11 protein-coding genes are annotated in these 15,208 nt (G+C 44.0%); 1 reads left to right on the top strand and 10 read right to left on the bottom strand.

Annotation, left to right across the window (positions count from 1 at the left end; translation table 11 throughout):
- Positions 1-31: 31 nt before the first annotated feature.
- Genes GUA46_RS06040 through GUA46_RS06070 form a run of 7 tightly spaced genes read right to left on the bottom strand, consistent with a single transcriptional unit; the run spans position 32 to position 9,962 of the window.
- Positions 32-1,153 carry a cytochrome c oxidase subunit II gene (locus tag GUA46_RS06040; protein ID WP_166250340.1) on the bottom strand — a complete coding sequence of 374 codons (1,122 nt, stop codon included), beginning with the start codon at positions 1,151-1,153 and terminating at the stop codon, positions 32-34.
- Positions 1,154-1,186: 33 nt separating this feature from the next.
- Positions 1,187-2,521 (bottom strand): quinol:cytochrome C oxidoreductase, encoded by a 1,335-nt coding sequence (locus GUA46_RS06045; RefSeq protein ID WP_176619724.1) that lies wholly within the window; start codon positions 2,519-2,521, stop codon positions 1,187-1,189.
- A 17-nt stretch (positions 2,522-2,538) separates the two neighbouring features.
- Positions 2,539-3,108 carry a c-type cytochrome gene (locus GUA46_RS06050; RefSeq protein ID WP_176619725.1) on the bottom strand — a complete coding sequence of 190 codons (570 nt, stop codon included), beginning with the start codon at positions 3,106-3,108 and terminating at the stop codon, positions 2,539-2,541.
- Positions 3,109-3,112: 4 nt separating this feature from the next.
- A complete protein-coding gene (locus tag GUA46_RS06055) occupies positions 3,113-3,640 on the bottom strand; it encodes a DUF3341 domain-containing protein (protein ID WP_176619726.1) in 528 nt (175 codons plus the stop codon).
- Between the two features lie 2 nt (positions 3,641-3,642).
- On the bottom strand, positions 3,643-5,394 hold the full coding sequence (nrfD, locus tag GUA46_RS06060) for an NrfD/PsrC family molybdoenzyme membrane anchor subunit (RefSeq protein WP_176619727.1): 1,752 nt from the start codon (positions 5,392-5,394) through the stop codon (positions 3,643-3,645).
- A 30-nt stretch (positions 5,395-5,424) separates the two neighbouring features.
- Positions 5,425-8,556 carry a TAT-variant-translocated molybdopterin oxidoreductase gene (locus GUA46_RS06065; RefSeq protein ID WP_176619728.1) on the bottom strand — a complete coding sequence of 1,044 codons (3,132 nt, stop codon included), beginning with the start codon at positions 8,554-8,556 and terminating at the stop codon, positions 5,425-5,427.
- A 32-nt stretch (positions 8,557-8,588) separates the two neighbouring features.
- Positions 8,589-9,962, bottom strand: a complete 1,374-nt coding sequence (locus tag GUA46_RS06070) for a c-type cytochrome (protein ID WP_176619729.1) — start codon at positions 9,960-9,962, stop codon at positions 8,589-8,591.
- A 271-nt stretch (positions 9,963-10,233) separates the two neighbouring features.
- Between GUA46_RS06070 and GUA46_RS06075 the strand changes: the two genes are divergently transcribed.
- Positions 10,234-10,569, top strand: a complete 336-nt coding sequence (locus tag GUA46_RS06075; RefSeq protein ID WP_225603357.1) for an SPOR domain-containing protein — start codon at positions 10,234-10,236, stop codon at positions 10,567-10,569.
- Between the two features lie 50 nt (positions 10,570-10,619).
- Here the strand turns inward: GUA46_RS06075 and infB are convergent, their stop codons facing one another.
- The 3 genes from infB to rimP are packed head-to-tail and all read right to left on the bottom strand — an operon-like array spanning position 10,620 to position 15,127.
- Positions 10,620-13,379 carry a translation initiation factor IF-2 gene (gene infB, locus GUA46_RS06080; protein WP_176619731.1) on the bottom strand — a complete coding sequence of 920 codons (2,760 nt, stop codon included), beginning with the start codon at positions 13,377-13,379 and terminating at the stop codon, positions 10,620-10,622.
- 41 nt (positions 13,380-13,420) lie between these two features.
- The gene (gene nusA / locus GUA46_RS06085) at positions 13,421-14,653 is read right to left on the bottom strand and encodes a transcription termination factor NusA (RefSeq protein ID WP_176619732.1); all 1,233 of its coding nucleotides are present in this window, start codon (positions 14,651-14,653) and stop codon (positions 13,421-13,423) included.
- Between the two features lie 12 nt (positions 14,654-14,665).
- Positions 14,666-15,127 carry a ribosome assembly cofactor RimP gene (rimP, locus tag GUA46_RS06090; protein ID WP_108246312.1) on the bottom strand — a complete coding sequence of 154 codons (462 nt, stop codon included), beginning with the start codon at positions 15,125-15,127 and terminating at the stop codon, positions 14,666-14,668.
- Between the last annotated feature and the right edge of the window lie 81 nt (positions 15,128-15,208).

Genomic DNA, 15,208 nt, shown 5'->3' on the forward strand with positions numbered 1-15,208 from the left:
CAATTAATTTTTCGTTATTCTTTTTTTGTTTTTACTCTTCCGAAGCGGTTTCTTCCGATTCAACATCCGCTACTTCTTCCGTGCTGGCCGTTTGCTCTTCGGTTTCTGTTTCAGTTTCATCAACCATTACAGATGCCTTAAAGGTCTGCTGCTCGGCAAGCCATGCATTGAACTCTTCTTCGGTTTCCACTATAATCTTCATCTGCATGTTATAGTGCGATTTTCCGCATATTTTATTGCACAACAAAATGTAGTCGAACTCCCATGGGTCATCGCCCTTTTGGGCACGTATGGCATTGGTTCTTTTTACCTTATCCACAACATCGGGATTCAAACGCATTTCTTCCGTTGTTATGGTCGGTGTGAACGAAAACTGCGTAACCATTCCGGGGACACAGTTCATTTGCGCCCTAAAGTGGGGCATATATGCAGAGTGCAATACGTCCTGCGATCTCATTTTAAAGTTTACTTTTCTTCCGACCGGCAAGTGCAGTTCCTTTACGATTATATCATCTTCTGCATTGGGGTCGGATTCATCAATACCCAGAACGTTGGCATTGGCAATATCTATTAATCTAACATTGGCTTCACCCAGAACATTATCGTCCCCACCGTACCTTGCGGTCCAGTTGAATTGCTGGGCGTATAGCTCTACGATCAATGGGTCATCGTCCTCATTGATGTCCATAATATTGGTCCAAGTGTACAGTCCCCATAGAATCAAACCTGCCAATACGATTACGGGAATAATGGTCCAGATGAATTCCAACCTATCATTATCGGCAAAGAAAAGAGCCTTTTTACCTTTCTCTCCTCGGTACTTGTATCCAAAATAGTGCAACAATGCCTGTGTGATGGTCTGTACAAAGAATATAATTGCAAATGACACCCACATTAACTGGTCGTAGTCACCACCATGTTCGGATGCCGCCTCTGGCAAAAGCATTTTGTAATACTTGGCAAAGCTAAAAATTGTGATCCCGTAAATAAAAATGAGGAACGCAAACAACAAATATCCGTTGTTCTTGTTATCGGAATCGTTAGCTATTTGAGAGCGTTCCGTTTTAGTCTGCGACAGTTCAAAAATCTTGGTCATTTGCCAAATCGCAATCGCAACCAGTACTAAAACAGTAAATGTTAATAATGCAGTCATCGTATATCTATCTAAGACTTAAATCGTATTGTATTAATAATGAAAATGTCTACTCTCCTCTATAAATGGGTTTCGTTTGGGCTGTAACGGTGCCTTTGTCAAAGCAGTGAATATCCAGTACACAAACAAACCTCCAAAGAACAGAATACCGCCAATTTCCGGCAATCCAATAAACCATTGATCGCCAACCGTTGCAGGCATTATCATATTAAATATATCTAAATAGTGGCCAAAAAGCACCACAATACCGGTCATGATCACAAACCAGTTGATTCGCTTATAATCGCTGTTCATAAGGACCAACAAAGGGAACACAAAGTTCAATGCCAACATACCAAAGAAGGGGAGTTTGTAATCTTGGAACCTTGCTACATAATAAGTGACTTCTTCCGGGATGTTTGCGTACCAAATCAACATGAACTGTGCAAACCAAAGGTAGGTCCAGAAAATACTGATACCGAACATAAACTTGGCCAAATCGTGGATATGGCTATCGTTTACATCTTCCAGATATCCTTTTGATTTAAGGTAAACGGTTACCATAGCGATAACAGTGATACCGGAAACGAACATACTGGCAAATACGTACCATCCGAACAATGTACTGAACCAGTGAGGATCAACACTCATGATCCAGTCCCAGGACATCATGGACTCGGTTACAAGATAAAATACCAAGAAACCTGCAGACCATCTAAAGTTTTTTACAAAGTTTGTATTGTCATCCGACTCATCTTGCGCCAAAGAAAGTTTTCTGGAATATTGACGGTAGAAAATCCATCCGCCCAAGAAAATGGCGGCTCTTATCAAAAAGAAAGTTGGGTTCAAATATCCCGCTTTACCTTGCAACAATTCATCGTGCGCAACTACTTCTGGATCCATCCACACAAACATGTGGTTCATGTGCATGGCAGAAAGCAACAAAATCACAAATACAATGATTCCTCCAGGAACCAGGTAGGCTGTTATACCCTCCATTACCCTGAAGAGCAGTGGGGACCATCCTGCTTGGGCCGCGCGCTGTATGGCATAGAAGGCCAATACGCCCAACGATATCATAAAGAAAAAGAAGGCTGCTACATAAAGTGCGGACCATGGCCTGTTTTTTAACTGGCTCAACAAATGCTCATCGTGCGAAGAATCGTGTTCTTCACCGTGAGAGGCCTCTGCGCCGTGCCCTTGATCTCCATGGCTTTCGGTGGCCGCTTCTGCATGTCCTCCTCCATGACCATCATCATGCACTGCTACCATGGCCTTGGCTTCTTCCACGGTTGAGGGGGCAGATATAAAACCAATTACAAGGAAAATAAATCCAAGCCCCATGGCGATGAAAGATCCTAGTCTAAGTTTGTTTGAAAAGGTATACATAGTTTCTTCTTATCCTATTATTTTGTTAGGTCTCCCTTTAATTTCATCACGTACTCGGACACTTGCCACATTTCTTCCTCGTTGGCGAACTGTGAGGCATATGACCCCATAGAGTTCAATCCGTAATAGATAGTGTGGTACGTGGTTCCTACCGTAATATTTCTGGCTGCATCATCGTAGCTGGGAACACCCAATATTTTTTCTCTTTTCACAAGATTTCCTTGTCCAGCTCCTTTTGGTCCATGACAAACAGCGCAGTAAATCGCATAGAGCTCTGCCCCTTTTGCCAAATTTTCTTCCTGTTTCAAGGAATCCAAAGGACTTGTATTCAATCTTGCCAATTCCTTACCTTCTGGAGTGTTTTCGAACTCATAGGGCATATATCCCCTGGAAATGGTTCCCTCTGGTGGCAACATGGCCTCGGTCCCATCGGGGAACAATCCGTTGTCCACACCTTGATAGGTTTCATATCCTACAGGTTCGTACATGTTTGGCATGAATTGGTAGTTTGGACTGTTCTTGTCCGCACAAGAAGCAGCGAACATCATCAGAACCAAAACAACACTTATTTTACCTAATTGCTTCATATTATTAAGACTCCTTTTCTGTAACTTTTACTTCTACCGCTCCTGTTTCCCACAACAATTCGGCAAGTTCATTTTCGTTATCGTGCAATCCGATTTCCATTAAAAAGTGGTCGTCGGTCGTACGTTTATCCGGGTTCTCTGCTTTTTTGAAAGGCCACATTCTACTTCTTAGATAAAAAGTGATTACCATCAGGTGAGCCGCAAAGAATACCGTAAGCTCGAACATGATAGGAACAAACGCAGGCATGTTCTCCAAGTATGTAAAACTTGGTTTGCCCCCTATATCCTGAGGCCAGTCCTCGATCATGATAAAGTTCATCATAACTATAGCGACCGTAAGCCCCAAACATCCATAAAGGAAGGAGGTGATTGCGATTCGTGTGTCCGCCAATCCCATGGCCTTATCCAAACCGTGAACCGGAAAGGGAGTGTACACTTCTTCGATATGATGGTGCTCTGCCCTAACTTTTTTTACGGCATGCATCAACACATCATCGTCGTTGTAAAGTGCCTGTATAACTTTTGACGCCATAATTATTTTTTATCGTTTAACAACTTTGCCTGACCAGCCCAATCATCGCGTTGTGCACGCCCTGGGAACCTTCCAGTAATCGAGTCTAGCAAATCATATTCTCTTTCTGTCATTCTAGCGACCTGGGCATAGGTGAATATGCCTATTTCGTTCAAGGTACGTTCCATTTCGGGACCAACACCTTTTATCTTTTTAAGGTCGTCCGGTGTTTCCGTAGTGGAATCAAATGTTCCTACTGCGCTGAGCAATTCATCCACCCCGACCTTATCACCGACCACCGGCTTGGGTTCACCCATCAGTACATCGTCGGTTATTGGCTCATCATAGCCTACGGTTTTGTTAACCCCTGTTGGTATTACATACAAAGGCTGTCCAGCATCCCTTAGTTTCTTGTATTTCTCACCGGATGATTTCAAGATTGATTTTACTTCCGCCTGTGCGATTACAGGGAATGTTCTTGAGTACAACAGGAACAATACAAAAAAGAATCCGATCGTTCCCACAAAGATTCCGATATCCACAAATGTTGGGGAGAACATGGTCCATGAAGATGGCAGGTAATCCCTATGCAATGAGGTAACAATGATCACGAAACGCTCGAACCACATCCCTATGTTCACCACAATAGAAATAAAGAAAGAGAACATGATACTGGTACGTAATTTTTTGAACCACATAAACTGTGGCGAGAATACGTTACAGGTCATCATGGACCAGTAAGCCCACCAGTAAGGCCCTGTAGCCCTGTTCAAGAAGGCGTACTGTTCGTACTCAACTCCTGAATACCAAGCAATGAATAGCTCAGTAATATAGGCACACCCTACAATGGAACCTGTGATCATGATCACGATGTTCATCAACTCGATATGCTGTACGGTGATGTATGCTTCAAGACTACATACTTTTCGCATGATAATCAAAAGCGTGTTCACCATGGCAAATCCAGAGAAAATCGCACCGGCAACGAAGTACGGTGGGAAAATGGTGGTGTGCCATCCTGGAATTACCGACGTGGCAAAGTCAAACGATACGATGGTGTGTACAGAAAGTACAAGTGGCGTTGCCAAACCGGCCAATACCAAGGAAACTTCCTCAAAACGTTGCCAATCTTTGGCCCTACCTGTCCAACCAAAGCTCAACAAGCTGTATATCTTCTTTTGGAATGGTTTTACCGCCCTGTCACGAATCATGGCAAAGTCAGGCAAAAGACCTGTCCACCAGAACACCAATGACACAGAAAGATATGTTGAAATCGCAAATACGTCCCAAAGCAATGGTGAGTTAAAGTTCACCCACAAGGAACCAAATTGGTTTGGAATAGGAAGTACCCAGTAACCCAACCATGGACGACCCATGTGGATAATCGGGAACAAACCTGCCTGAACAACCGAGAAAATGGTCATCGCCTCAGCAGAACGGTTGATCGCCATTCTCCATTTTTGACGGAAAAGCAAGAGTACAGCTGAAATCAGTGTACCTGCGTGACCAATACCTACCCACCATACAAAGTTGGTAATATCCCAGGCCCAGTTAACGGTTCGGTTAAGTCCCCAAACCCCAATACCTGTGGAAACGGTATAAATGATACATCCTAGACCCCAGAGGAATGCCACCAATGCAATGGAAAATACTATCCACCATTGCTTATTGGCCTTTCCCTCAACCGGACGGGCAATGTCCACTGTTACATCGTGGTATCCTTTGTCTCCGACCACTAAGGGCTTTCGAATAGGTGCTTCGTAATGCGACGCCATAATTTATCTTCTAGTTACTTCTTTTATTGATTAAGCCTCGTTGGTGTTTCTAACTTTTACATGGTAGAACACGTTTGGTTTTGTGCCCACATGCTCCAACAAATGGTACATTCTATCATCTTCCTTCAACTCCGCCACTTTACTGTCATGGTCATTGATATCCCCAAATACCATGGCCCCACTGCTACAAGCTGCAGAACATGCCGTTTGGAACTCACCATCTTTGATGACCCTTCCATCTCTCTTGGCATCCAAAATGGTCTTTTGAGTCATCTGGATACACATGGAGCATTTTTCCATTACACCTCTTGAACGTACGTTAACATCCGGGTTAATTACCATTTTACCCAAATCGTTGTTCATGTTGAAGTCGAACTCGTCGTTGTTGTTGTACAAGAACCAGTTGAACCTACGAACTTTATACGGACAGTTGTTGGCACAATATCTTGTACCCACACAACGGTTGTATGCCATATGGTTTTGACCTTGTCTACCGTGAGATGTTGCCGCAACCGGACAAACCGTTTCACAAGGAGCGTGGTTACAGTGCTGACACATTACAGGTTGGAAGGCAACTTGTGGGTTGGCAGACGGATCTTCCATCTCCCTGAAACCACCAAGGGAACCTTGATCCCCCCAAAGGCCATCCATATTTTCCTTCTTCTCGTTATCTTCCTCAAAAGTCTCCTCAGAAGAGTAGTATCTATCAATTCGCAACCAGTGCATATCCCTGGAACGACGCATTTCAGCTTTACCAACCACAGGAACATTGTTCTCCGCATGACATGCTATAACACAGGCACCACAACCGGTACATGCATTCAAATCGATGGACAGGTTAAAGTGATGACCAACGCTTCTATCAAACTCTTCCCAAAGGTCCGCATCCGGTGAAGTCACAGGTATTTCGTTGTGATTCAAGGTTACGTGCGGCATTGGGTTCCACTCTGCGTGGTCTTTGGTATTGAAGATTTCCAAGGTGGTTTCCTTGATAATATCCCCTCTACCCATCAATGTCTTATGTGATTGGATACAAGCAAACTCATGCTCACCTCCAATTTTCTCAACGGTTACAGATTGCACGTCGGAGAAGTTACTATACAAAGTATAGGCGTTAACTCCGGTTGCCATCTCTTCCTGCATACCGGCCCTCTTACCATAACCGTAAGACAGACCAACAGTACCTACCGCTTGACCTGGCTGGATAATAACTGGAACATTTTCCAACACTTTTCCATCCACGGTCAATTTCACGTAGCTTCCATTTACACCACCATCAGCCTCAATACTGTTTTCAAGGCCCCAAGCTTCGGCATCTGCCTTCGAAACGGTCAAATAGTTATCCCAAGAAACCCTAGAAATTGGATCAGGGAATTCCTGCAACCAAGGGTTATTGGCCTGACGACCATCACCCATTCCTGTTTTGGAATACAGCACCAACTCGGTACCAGAACTAGTTGAGTTCACCAAAGAACGAATTGCAGAGGCTATCGGAACAATCTCTGGCTGAACCTCTTCGACATCTTCCTGAGAAGTCGTTTGCGGTTCAGCACCTTCCGCCACAGCAACACTTGCCGAAGCAGCGTAAACACCATCCTGCAAAGCTTTGTTCCAAGAACCACCTTGAAGTACATCCGTACTCCAAGTTTCTTTGATGTATTCGTAATATGTTTTCTCAACGCCCATCCAAGTCAAAAGTGCTGTTTGAAACTGTTTCGTATCAAACAACTCCCTAATGGCTGGCTGCATTAAGCTAAATTCACCTTTTTTGAATTCGGCATCGCCCCAAGACTCCAAATAATGGGAAGCTGCGGCTACATAAGTAGAAGCTTGAGCAGTTTCATCATTATTGAAAGCAAAGTCGACCGACACATCTACCTGCCCAAGTCCCGAAAGGAACTCTTCGGCATTTGGCAATGTATAGGCCGGGTTGACCCCATCCATGATCAATGCACCAACACGACCTCCATTCATGTCCGCAATAAGCTTGTTTACTTTTGCAACATCACCTTGGCGAACATATTTTGGTTTGTCGGCATCAAAAGCCTCACTGCCCAACAATTTGTTGATGGCCAACACTACAGTTTGTGCATTTTCGTCATTAAGCCCACTAACAACAACAGCTTTGCTACCAGCTTTTTTGATTTCAGCCGCAACTTTATCAACAGCTTCGTCCACATCCGACGTTCCTCCTCCAACATTACTACCGTTCAACTTGCCGTATAATTTGGCAAGGGCAATCTTTTGTTGCGTAGGAGTCATTGGATATCTCTTGTCTGCATTGGCACCGGTCAGAGACATATTGGCCTCCAACTGCACGTGTCTGGACATTTTTCCATTTTTTGGAACACGACCCTTGGCATAACCAGAATCATACCCACCACCTTGCCAGTCACCAAGAAAGTCAGCACCAAAGGAAACGATCAAACCTGCTTTTTCGAAGTCATAATCCGCCAAGGCACGCTCACCGTATGCCTTGCTATATGCATTTAGGGCAGCATCTTCGGAAATGGCATCGTAAACCACATGGTTCACATTATCACCGTATGCCGCTTTAAACTCAGATATTAGTTTTGCAGTGGACGGACTGGCATGAGTCTGCGTCAGCAATACCACTTGCTTGTTGGAACCCTTCAGAGCATTCAATTTCGCTTTCATGGTAGCATCCAACACTTTCCACTCTACCGGCTCGCCATTGGCCATCGGCCCTTGAACTCTTTTGCTATCGTACAAAGTCAAAACGGAAGCCTGCACTCTTGCGTTGGCACCGCCATTTACTTTTGCATCGGTATTGTTTTCAATTTTAATAGGCCTTCCCTCCCTCGTCTTTACCAAGATGCTGGCAAAATCAAAACCGTCCGCAATAGTGGTTGCGTAGTAATTGGCCACACCGGGAACAATATTGTCCGGTTGCACCACGTACGGGATAGATTTATGAACAGGACCTTCACAAGCTGCAACAGTTGCCGCAGCTGTACTGAAACCTACATATTTCAAGAAATCCCTACGCGACGTATTGGAAGCAGACAAATTTTCTTTGTCCCCCAAAAACTCATCAACAGGAATCTCTTCGGTAAACTCGTTGTTTCTTAGCGCCTCAACAATGGAATCGTTCGGATTTAACTCCGCTTCACTTTTCCAATATTTTTTGTTTGATGCCATACGATATATCTGAGATTATCTTCTTTTAATTCTTAATAGTGACACTTTCCGCATTCTAGACCGCCCATCATCGCTGCGGTCAGCTCCTCAACACCATACTTCTTGGACAATTCCTCGTGGATCGCCTCGTAATATGCATTGCCCTGAACCTTCACATTGGTCTCCCTGTGACAGTTGATACACCACCCCATGGTCAATGGAGCATGTTGCTCAACAATTTCCATTTCCTCAACCGGACCGTGACATGTTTGACAGTCCACACCCGCTACGGAAACGTGCTGTGAGTGATTGAAATAGGCAAAATCAGGAAGATTATGAATCCTTACCCACTCCACTGGCTGTGTATCACCTGTGTAGCTCTGGTTTTCTTCGTCCCATCCAACTGCTTTATAGAGTTTTTTGATTTCCCCTGTGTAGAACTCATTGGTGTGCCCTGCAGCCAAATCTTCTGCAGAAGCCCCCTCGGGACTACCTGTGTACTCATAGATTGATTTATGGCAGTTCATACAAACATTCAAGGACGGAATCCCAGAAGTTTTTGAAACTCTCGCAGAGGAGTGGCAGTACTTACAGTCCACACCATTATCCCCAGCATGAATCTTATGTGAGAAGTGAATTGGTTGAACCGGGGCATAACCCTGATCCACACCAACCTGCATTAAATAGCCGTAAGCAAAATAAGCACTGCCCAACAACAAGAAGACAACCGTTACCAAAACCAAGAACTGGTTCTGAACAAACGCCTTCCAAATTGGCAAACGCTTTCCTTTCTCCTTTTCCAAAACAACACCATTGGCCTCCGCAATTCTGCGCAAGGTCTTGTTCACCAAAATCAACATGACGACCAACAGACCAAAAACCAATGCCAAGGCACCAAGGATCATCTCATTGGAAATCCCGGAACTTGAACCACCAGAACCTTCACCTGCAGCTGTCGCTCCACCAGCAGCTTGGGCTGGTGCCGCCTTTGGCGGGGCAGCTGTGTAGGCCAAAATATTGTCAATATCCTCGTTGGACAATGTTGGAAACGGTGTCATGGCCGCCTGATTGTACTCTGCGTAAATCTTGTTTGCATAAGCGTCTCCCGATGCAATTACCCCTGGGCTGTTTTTGACCCATGCGTAAATCCATTCCTTGTCCAAACCTTCATCTTCGGCCAATCTAGCTTCCACATTTGCCAATGCGGGACCTGTCATTTTCCTATCCAAGGAGTGACATGCGGCACAGTTCTGATTAAAGAGTTGTTTTCCTTTTACCGGATCACCATCAACAGCCTCCGTAGTTTGCTCTACAGCTGCATCCGTCGCAGCCTCTGCTTCTTCTTGCGCATAAAAAGATGATGAGAATAATAGGAGAGTTAAACCTAAAACTTTAGAAAATAGATGGCGGTATAAAACCTTTTTCATATTCGTGAAATTTCTATCGAAATCTTTGGCATGATTCTTTCTATTGAGTTTGAGAGCAATAGCTTTTTACCCTACCAAGAATGGCAACAAAAGTAAGACATACAGTCATTTTTTGAAATCTTAAGGTATTCATAACACTTAATTTATAAAGATTCTAAATAACTTGCCCTCGACTTGGTTAACCTTTAATAATCTACATTTGCAATAAGCATAAATCATACAACGAGTAAATAACATGAAAACGGCTGTTTTTAGCGCAATTCTAATTGCTTTGACAACTCAAGTTTTGGCCCAAGATGGACAGGTTACGGTTCAACAGGACCCAAAAATCAACGAGTTGGTAAAATTGTACACCAAGGTAAATGCGAATACTGGATATTATCAAATTCAAGTAGGTTTCGGCAATTACCAGAAAGCACAGGACCTATTAAGCCAAGTTGAAATTGACTTTCCGGATTGGTATTCCAAAATAGAGTTTGAATCCCCGACCTATCGTGTTAGATTGGGACGTTTCAAAACCAAGTTGGAAGCCGAAAGAAAGTATTTGGAGGTTCGGAAAAAATATCCGGATGCCATGCTCTTAAAACCTGAGCAGAAAGAATCTTAAATAAAAAAATCCCGCCATTGAGCGGGATTTTTTTCGCATTATCATATCAATTACAGCTTTTTCTTCACCGCAACTTCTTGGAAGGCTTCCACAATATCACCTTCCCTAATATCATTGTAGTTCTTGATCTGCAATCCACAGTCGTAACCTTTGGCTACTTCCTTGACATCGTCCTTGAATCGTTTTAACGAGGCCAATTCACCTGTATAGACCACAACACCATCTCGGATAAGTCGTATACGCGAGTTTCTAAAGATTTTTCCGCTGGTCACCATACAACCCGCAATGGTTCCAATTTTGGAGATTTTAAACGTCTCCCTTATCTCCGCATTACCCGTAACCTCTTCTTTCATCTCTGGAGACAACATGCCCTCCATCGCGTCCTTAAGGTCATTGATGGCATCATAGATAATAGAATACATTCTAATATCTATTTCCTCTTTATCGGCAATTGACCTGGCATTGCCCATCGGTCGTACGTTAAATCCGATAATAATCGCATCTGAGGCACTTGCCAACAGCACATCCGATTCCGTAATGGCCCCAACACCCTTGTGGATGATGTTCACCTGAATTTCATCAGTGGACAGTTTTTGGAACGAATCCGTCAAAGCTTCAACGGAACCGTCCACATCACCCTTAAGGATAATGTTAAGTTCTTGGAAGTCGCCCAATGCGATTCTTCGCCCAATTTCGTCCAAGGTAATATGACGTTGAGTCCTTACAGATTGCTCACGCTGCAATTGCGAACGTTTTGCCGCAATCTGTTTTGCTTCACGCTCATCTTCCAATACATGGAACCTATCACCTGCTTGTGGCGCCCCGTCCAATCCCAAAATAGAAATTGGCGTGGATGGACCTGCCTTATCAATATTGTGTCCTCTTTCGTCATGCATGGCCTTTACTTTACCACTACATGTTCCTGCGAGTACATAGTCACCTATTTTAAGGGTACCTGTTTGAACCAAAATAGTGGCAACATAACCTCTACCTTTGTCCAAGAAAGCTTCAACAACCGTTCCCGATGCCAACCTGCCTGGATTTGCTTTCAACTCCAAAAGTTCGGCTTCCAACAATACTTTCTCCAAAAGCTCTTTGACCCCCTGCCCTGTTTTGGCTGAAATGTCATGGGACTGTACTTTACCACCCCAATCTTCTACCAATAAGTTCATCTGGGCCAAGCCTTCCTTAATCTTGTCTGGGTTCGCCGTTGGCTTATCCACCTTGTTGATAGCGAACACTATGGGCACTCCGGCTGCCTGAGCATGGCTTATGGCCTCTTTTGTTTGAGGCATGATGTCATCATCCGCAGCGATTACAATAATAGCAATATCGGTTACTTGAGCTCCACGGGCCCTCATTGCGGTAAACGCTTCGTGACCGGGAGTATCCAAGAAGGTGATTTTCTGACCGTCATCCAAAGCAACCCCGTAGGCTCCAATGTGCTGTGTTATTCCCCCACTTTCCCCTGCAATCACATTTTCCTGACGAACATAATCAAGTAAGGATGTCTTACCGTGGTCAACGTGTCCCATTACGGTAACAATCGGAGCACGAGCCTTCAAATCTTCCGGACTATCCTCGACTTCCTCTATGGTTTCCTCAATCTCCGCAGTAACGAACTCTACTTCGTAACCAAATTCGTCGGCCACGATAGAAAGTGTCTCTGCATCCAAACGCTGGTTAAGCGTCACCATAATACCAAGGGACATACATGCCGAGATAATCTGGGTAGTAGAAACATTCATCATGGTAGCAAGCTCGTTAACGGTAACAAATTCCGTTACCTTCAAAATCTTGCTGTCCAATTCCTGTTGTTCAAGGTCTTTCTCCGTTTGTTGACGGTGCTGATCTCTTTTCTCCCTACGATATTTGGCTCCTCGGCCTTTACTGGATTTACCTTGAAGTTTTTCAAGGGTCTCCCTTACTTGTTTTTGTACTTCTTCTTCTGTAGGCTCTACTTTAGGTGCATTGGAACGCTGTCCCTTTCTACCTACTCCAGGCCTACTATTTCTATTGCCCCCACCAGTTTGTGGGCCATTCTTCACTATTCTTCTACGACGCTTTTTGCGCTCTCCGGCATCGGATGAAGCTCCTCCCTTATTTCCTTTTTGGGGGTCTTCCTTTTTCTTTTTCACCGGTTTCTTGAACTGCGAAAGGTCAATTTTATCACCGGTAATTTTAGGTCCGGAAAGTTTCTGATAATTGGTCTTTATAGTACCCGACTCAGTGCTTTCCGTGTCCTCTTTTGGTTTTTCCGCCTCAACCCTTTCCTCCTTGGTTTCAGTTTCTTTACTTTCTTTCTCTACGGCTTTTTCCGGTTCCGAAGCTTTGGGCTTTTCAGTCTCTTTGGCTTTTTCTGGCTCAACTTTTGGTGCCTCTTCTTTCTGAACTGGCGCTTCTTCTTGCTGTTTTGGCTCTTCTTTCTTTGGCTGCTCTGGCTTTTTATCCAAATCGATTTTGCCCACTGTCTTTGGTCCAGCAAGTTCCGCCTTGGCCTTTACCACTTCCTGCTCAGCCTCTTTCTTCTCCTTGGCCAACCTGCGCTCTTCCTGCTCCTTCTCCATACGGATTCGGATAGCTTCTTTTTCCTTGCGCTTTTCTTCACCAACTTCCTTAGAAGCGACCTTTTTACTCTTATCCGTTTGGAACTCATCCAACAGAACTTGATACACCTCATTGGATATTTTAGTGGTAGGTCGCGCTTCTACCTCATGCCCTTCCGAGGCTAGGTAATCGACTGCCCTATCCAGTGAAATGTTCAATTCTCTGAGAACTTTGTTAAGTCGTATTGTTGGATTTTCTGCCATAAATAATTTTACTTCCCTAAATTTTCGCTGCTAATATAAGCCTAATCTTCAAATTCTTCCTTGAGGATACGAACGACTTCTTGAATTGTTTCCTCTTCTAAATCGGTTCGCTTCGCCAAATCTTTTACATCTTGTTCCAGAACGCTACGTGCGGTATCCAATCCTATTTTCTTGAACTCTTCGATTACCCAGCCTTCGATTTCATCGGAAAACTCGGTCAACTCCACATCTTCCTCAACGCCTTCACGGAACACATCTATTTCATAACCAGTCAATTGACCAGCCAAACGTATGTTGTGCCCACCTCTACCAATAGCCTTGGAAACCTCCTCTGGCTTTAGGTATACTTGTGCTGTTTTTTTCTCATCGTTTAGTTTAACGGATGATACTCTTGCAGGACTTAAAGCCCTAGTCACCATCAATTGCGGGTTGTTGGTCCAATTGATCACGTCAATATTTTCATTGCCCAATTCCCGTACAATTCCATGGATTCTTGAACCCTTCATACCCACACAGGCACCCACGGGATCAATTCTATCATCATAGGAGTCAACAGCAACTTTCGCTTTTTCACCTGGGATACGAACTGCTTTTTTAATGGTAATCAAACCATCGAACACCTCTGGAATCTCTTGGAAGAACAATTGCTCCAAGAAAATCGGCGATGTTCTGGACATGATAATGGCCGGCTTGTTTCCTTTAAGTTCCACACTTTCGATGATTCCTCGAACGTTATCTCCCTTTCGGAAAAAGTCGGAAGGTATCTGCTTTTCCTTTGGAAGGATGATTTCGTTTCCTTCGTCATCCAATAAAATTACCGCACGGTGCCTAATATGATGAACCTCAGCAGTATAAATCTCACCCTCCAAGTCTTTGAATTGCTTGTAGATGGTGGTATTGTCGTGCTCATGTATCTTGGATATCAAGTTTTGGCGCAATGCCAGAATAGCTCTTCTCCCAAGATCAATAAGCTTTACCTCTTCCGACACATCCTCCCCTACTTCAAAATCGGGCTCGATTTTTCTAGCTTCGGACAAGGATATTTCCTCGTTGGGCTCTTCCACCTCCCCATCTTCAACCACCACACGGTTTCTCCATATTTCCAAATCCCCTTTATCGGGGTTGATAATGATATCAAAATTGTCGTCAGAACCAAACTTTTTCTTTAACGCACTTCGGAAGACTTCTTCCAAAATCGCCATAAGGGTCACCCTGTCAATAAACTTATCGTCCTTAAACTCCGAAAAGGATTCGATGAGCGCTAGGTTTTCCATTTTCTACTACAATTAAAATTTTAATTTAACTTTTGCCTCTTGAATGTCAGAAAAGGCGATTTCCTGCTTTTTCTGTACTGTAACTTTTCCTTTACCCACGGGTTTGGGCTCACGAGCCTTCCACTCCAAGGTAATGCTATCTGTCGAGGTCGCCACCAATGTACCCTCCAATTGCTCGGAGCCGGTCTTGACCTGTAATTTTCTTCCAACATTTTTATTGTACTGACGGGGCAACCTTAACGGCGAAGTAGCTCCGGCCGATGTAACCTCCAAGGAAAAATCCTCTTCCTCGCGATCCAAATTATGTTCAATGGCCCTACTAATGTTCATACAGTCTTGCAGACTCACCCCTTCATCACCATCCAAAACCACTTTGATACTGTTGTCGCCGCCCATTTTAAAATCTACCAAGAACAAGGAAGAGTGCTCTTCCAACGCCTTGCCCAGCAACGATTCCACTTTATCCTTCAACATAAAAATGAGAAATAAGTAATAAAAGAGGGGACTCAAGGTCCCCTCATGAATACTTTTATATCCGTTCAGTTTTGCAAATAT

Origin of the sequence: Flagellimonas chongwuensis, assembly GCF_013376415.1 — a bacterium.
Taxonomy (GTDB): Bacteria; Bacteroidota; Bacteroidia; order Flavobacteriales; family Flavobacteriaceae; genus Flagellimonas; species Flagellimonas chongwuensis.

Coding starts and splice junctions, on each gene's coding strand:
- GUA46_RS06040 (WP_166250340.1), bottom strand. CDS start 1,153: ATGACTGCATTATTAACATTTACTGTTTTAGTACTGGTTGCGATTGCG.
- GUA46_RS06045 (WP_176619724.1), bottom strand. CDS start 2,521: ATGTATACCTTTTCAAACAAACTTAGACTAGGATCTTTCATCGCCATG.
- GUA46_RS06050 (WP_176619725.1), bottom strand. CDS start 3,108: ATGAAGCAATTAGGTAAAATAAGTGTTGTTTTGGTTCTGATGATGTTC.
- GUA46_RS06055 (WP_176619726.1), bottom strand. CDS start 3,640: ATGGCGTCAAAAGTTATACAGGCACTTTACAACGACGATGATGTGTTG.
- nrfD (WP_176619727.1), bottom strand. CDS start 5,394: ATGGCGTCGCATTACGAAGCACCTATTCGAAAGCCCTTAGTGGTCGGA.
- GUA46_RS06065 (WP_176619728.1), bottom strand. CDS start 8,556: ATGGCATCAAACAAAAAATATTGGAAAAGTGAAGCGGAGTTAAATCCG.
- GUA46_RS06070 (WP_176619729.1), bottom strand. CDS start 9,962: ATGAAAAAGGTTTTATACCGCCATCTATTTTCTAAAGTTTTAGGTTTA.
- infB (WP_176619731.1), bottom strand. CDS start 13,379: ATGGCAGAAAATCCAACAATACGACTTAACAAAGTTCTCAGAGAATTG.
- nusA (WP_176619732.1), bottom strand. CDS start 14,653: ATGGAAAACCTAGCGCTCATCGAATCCTTTTCGGAGTTTAAGGACGAT.
- rimP (WP_108246312.1), bottom strand. CDS start 15,127: ATGTTGAAGGATAAAGTGGAATCGTTGCTGGGCAAGGCGTTGGAAGAG.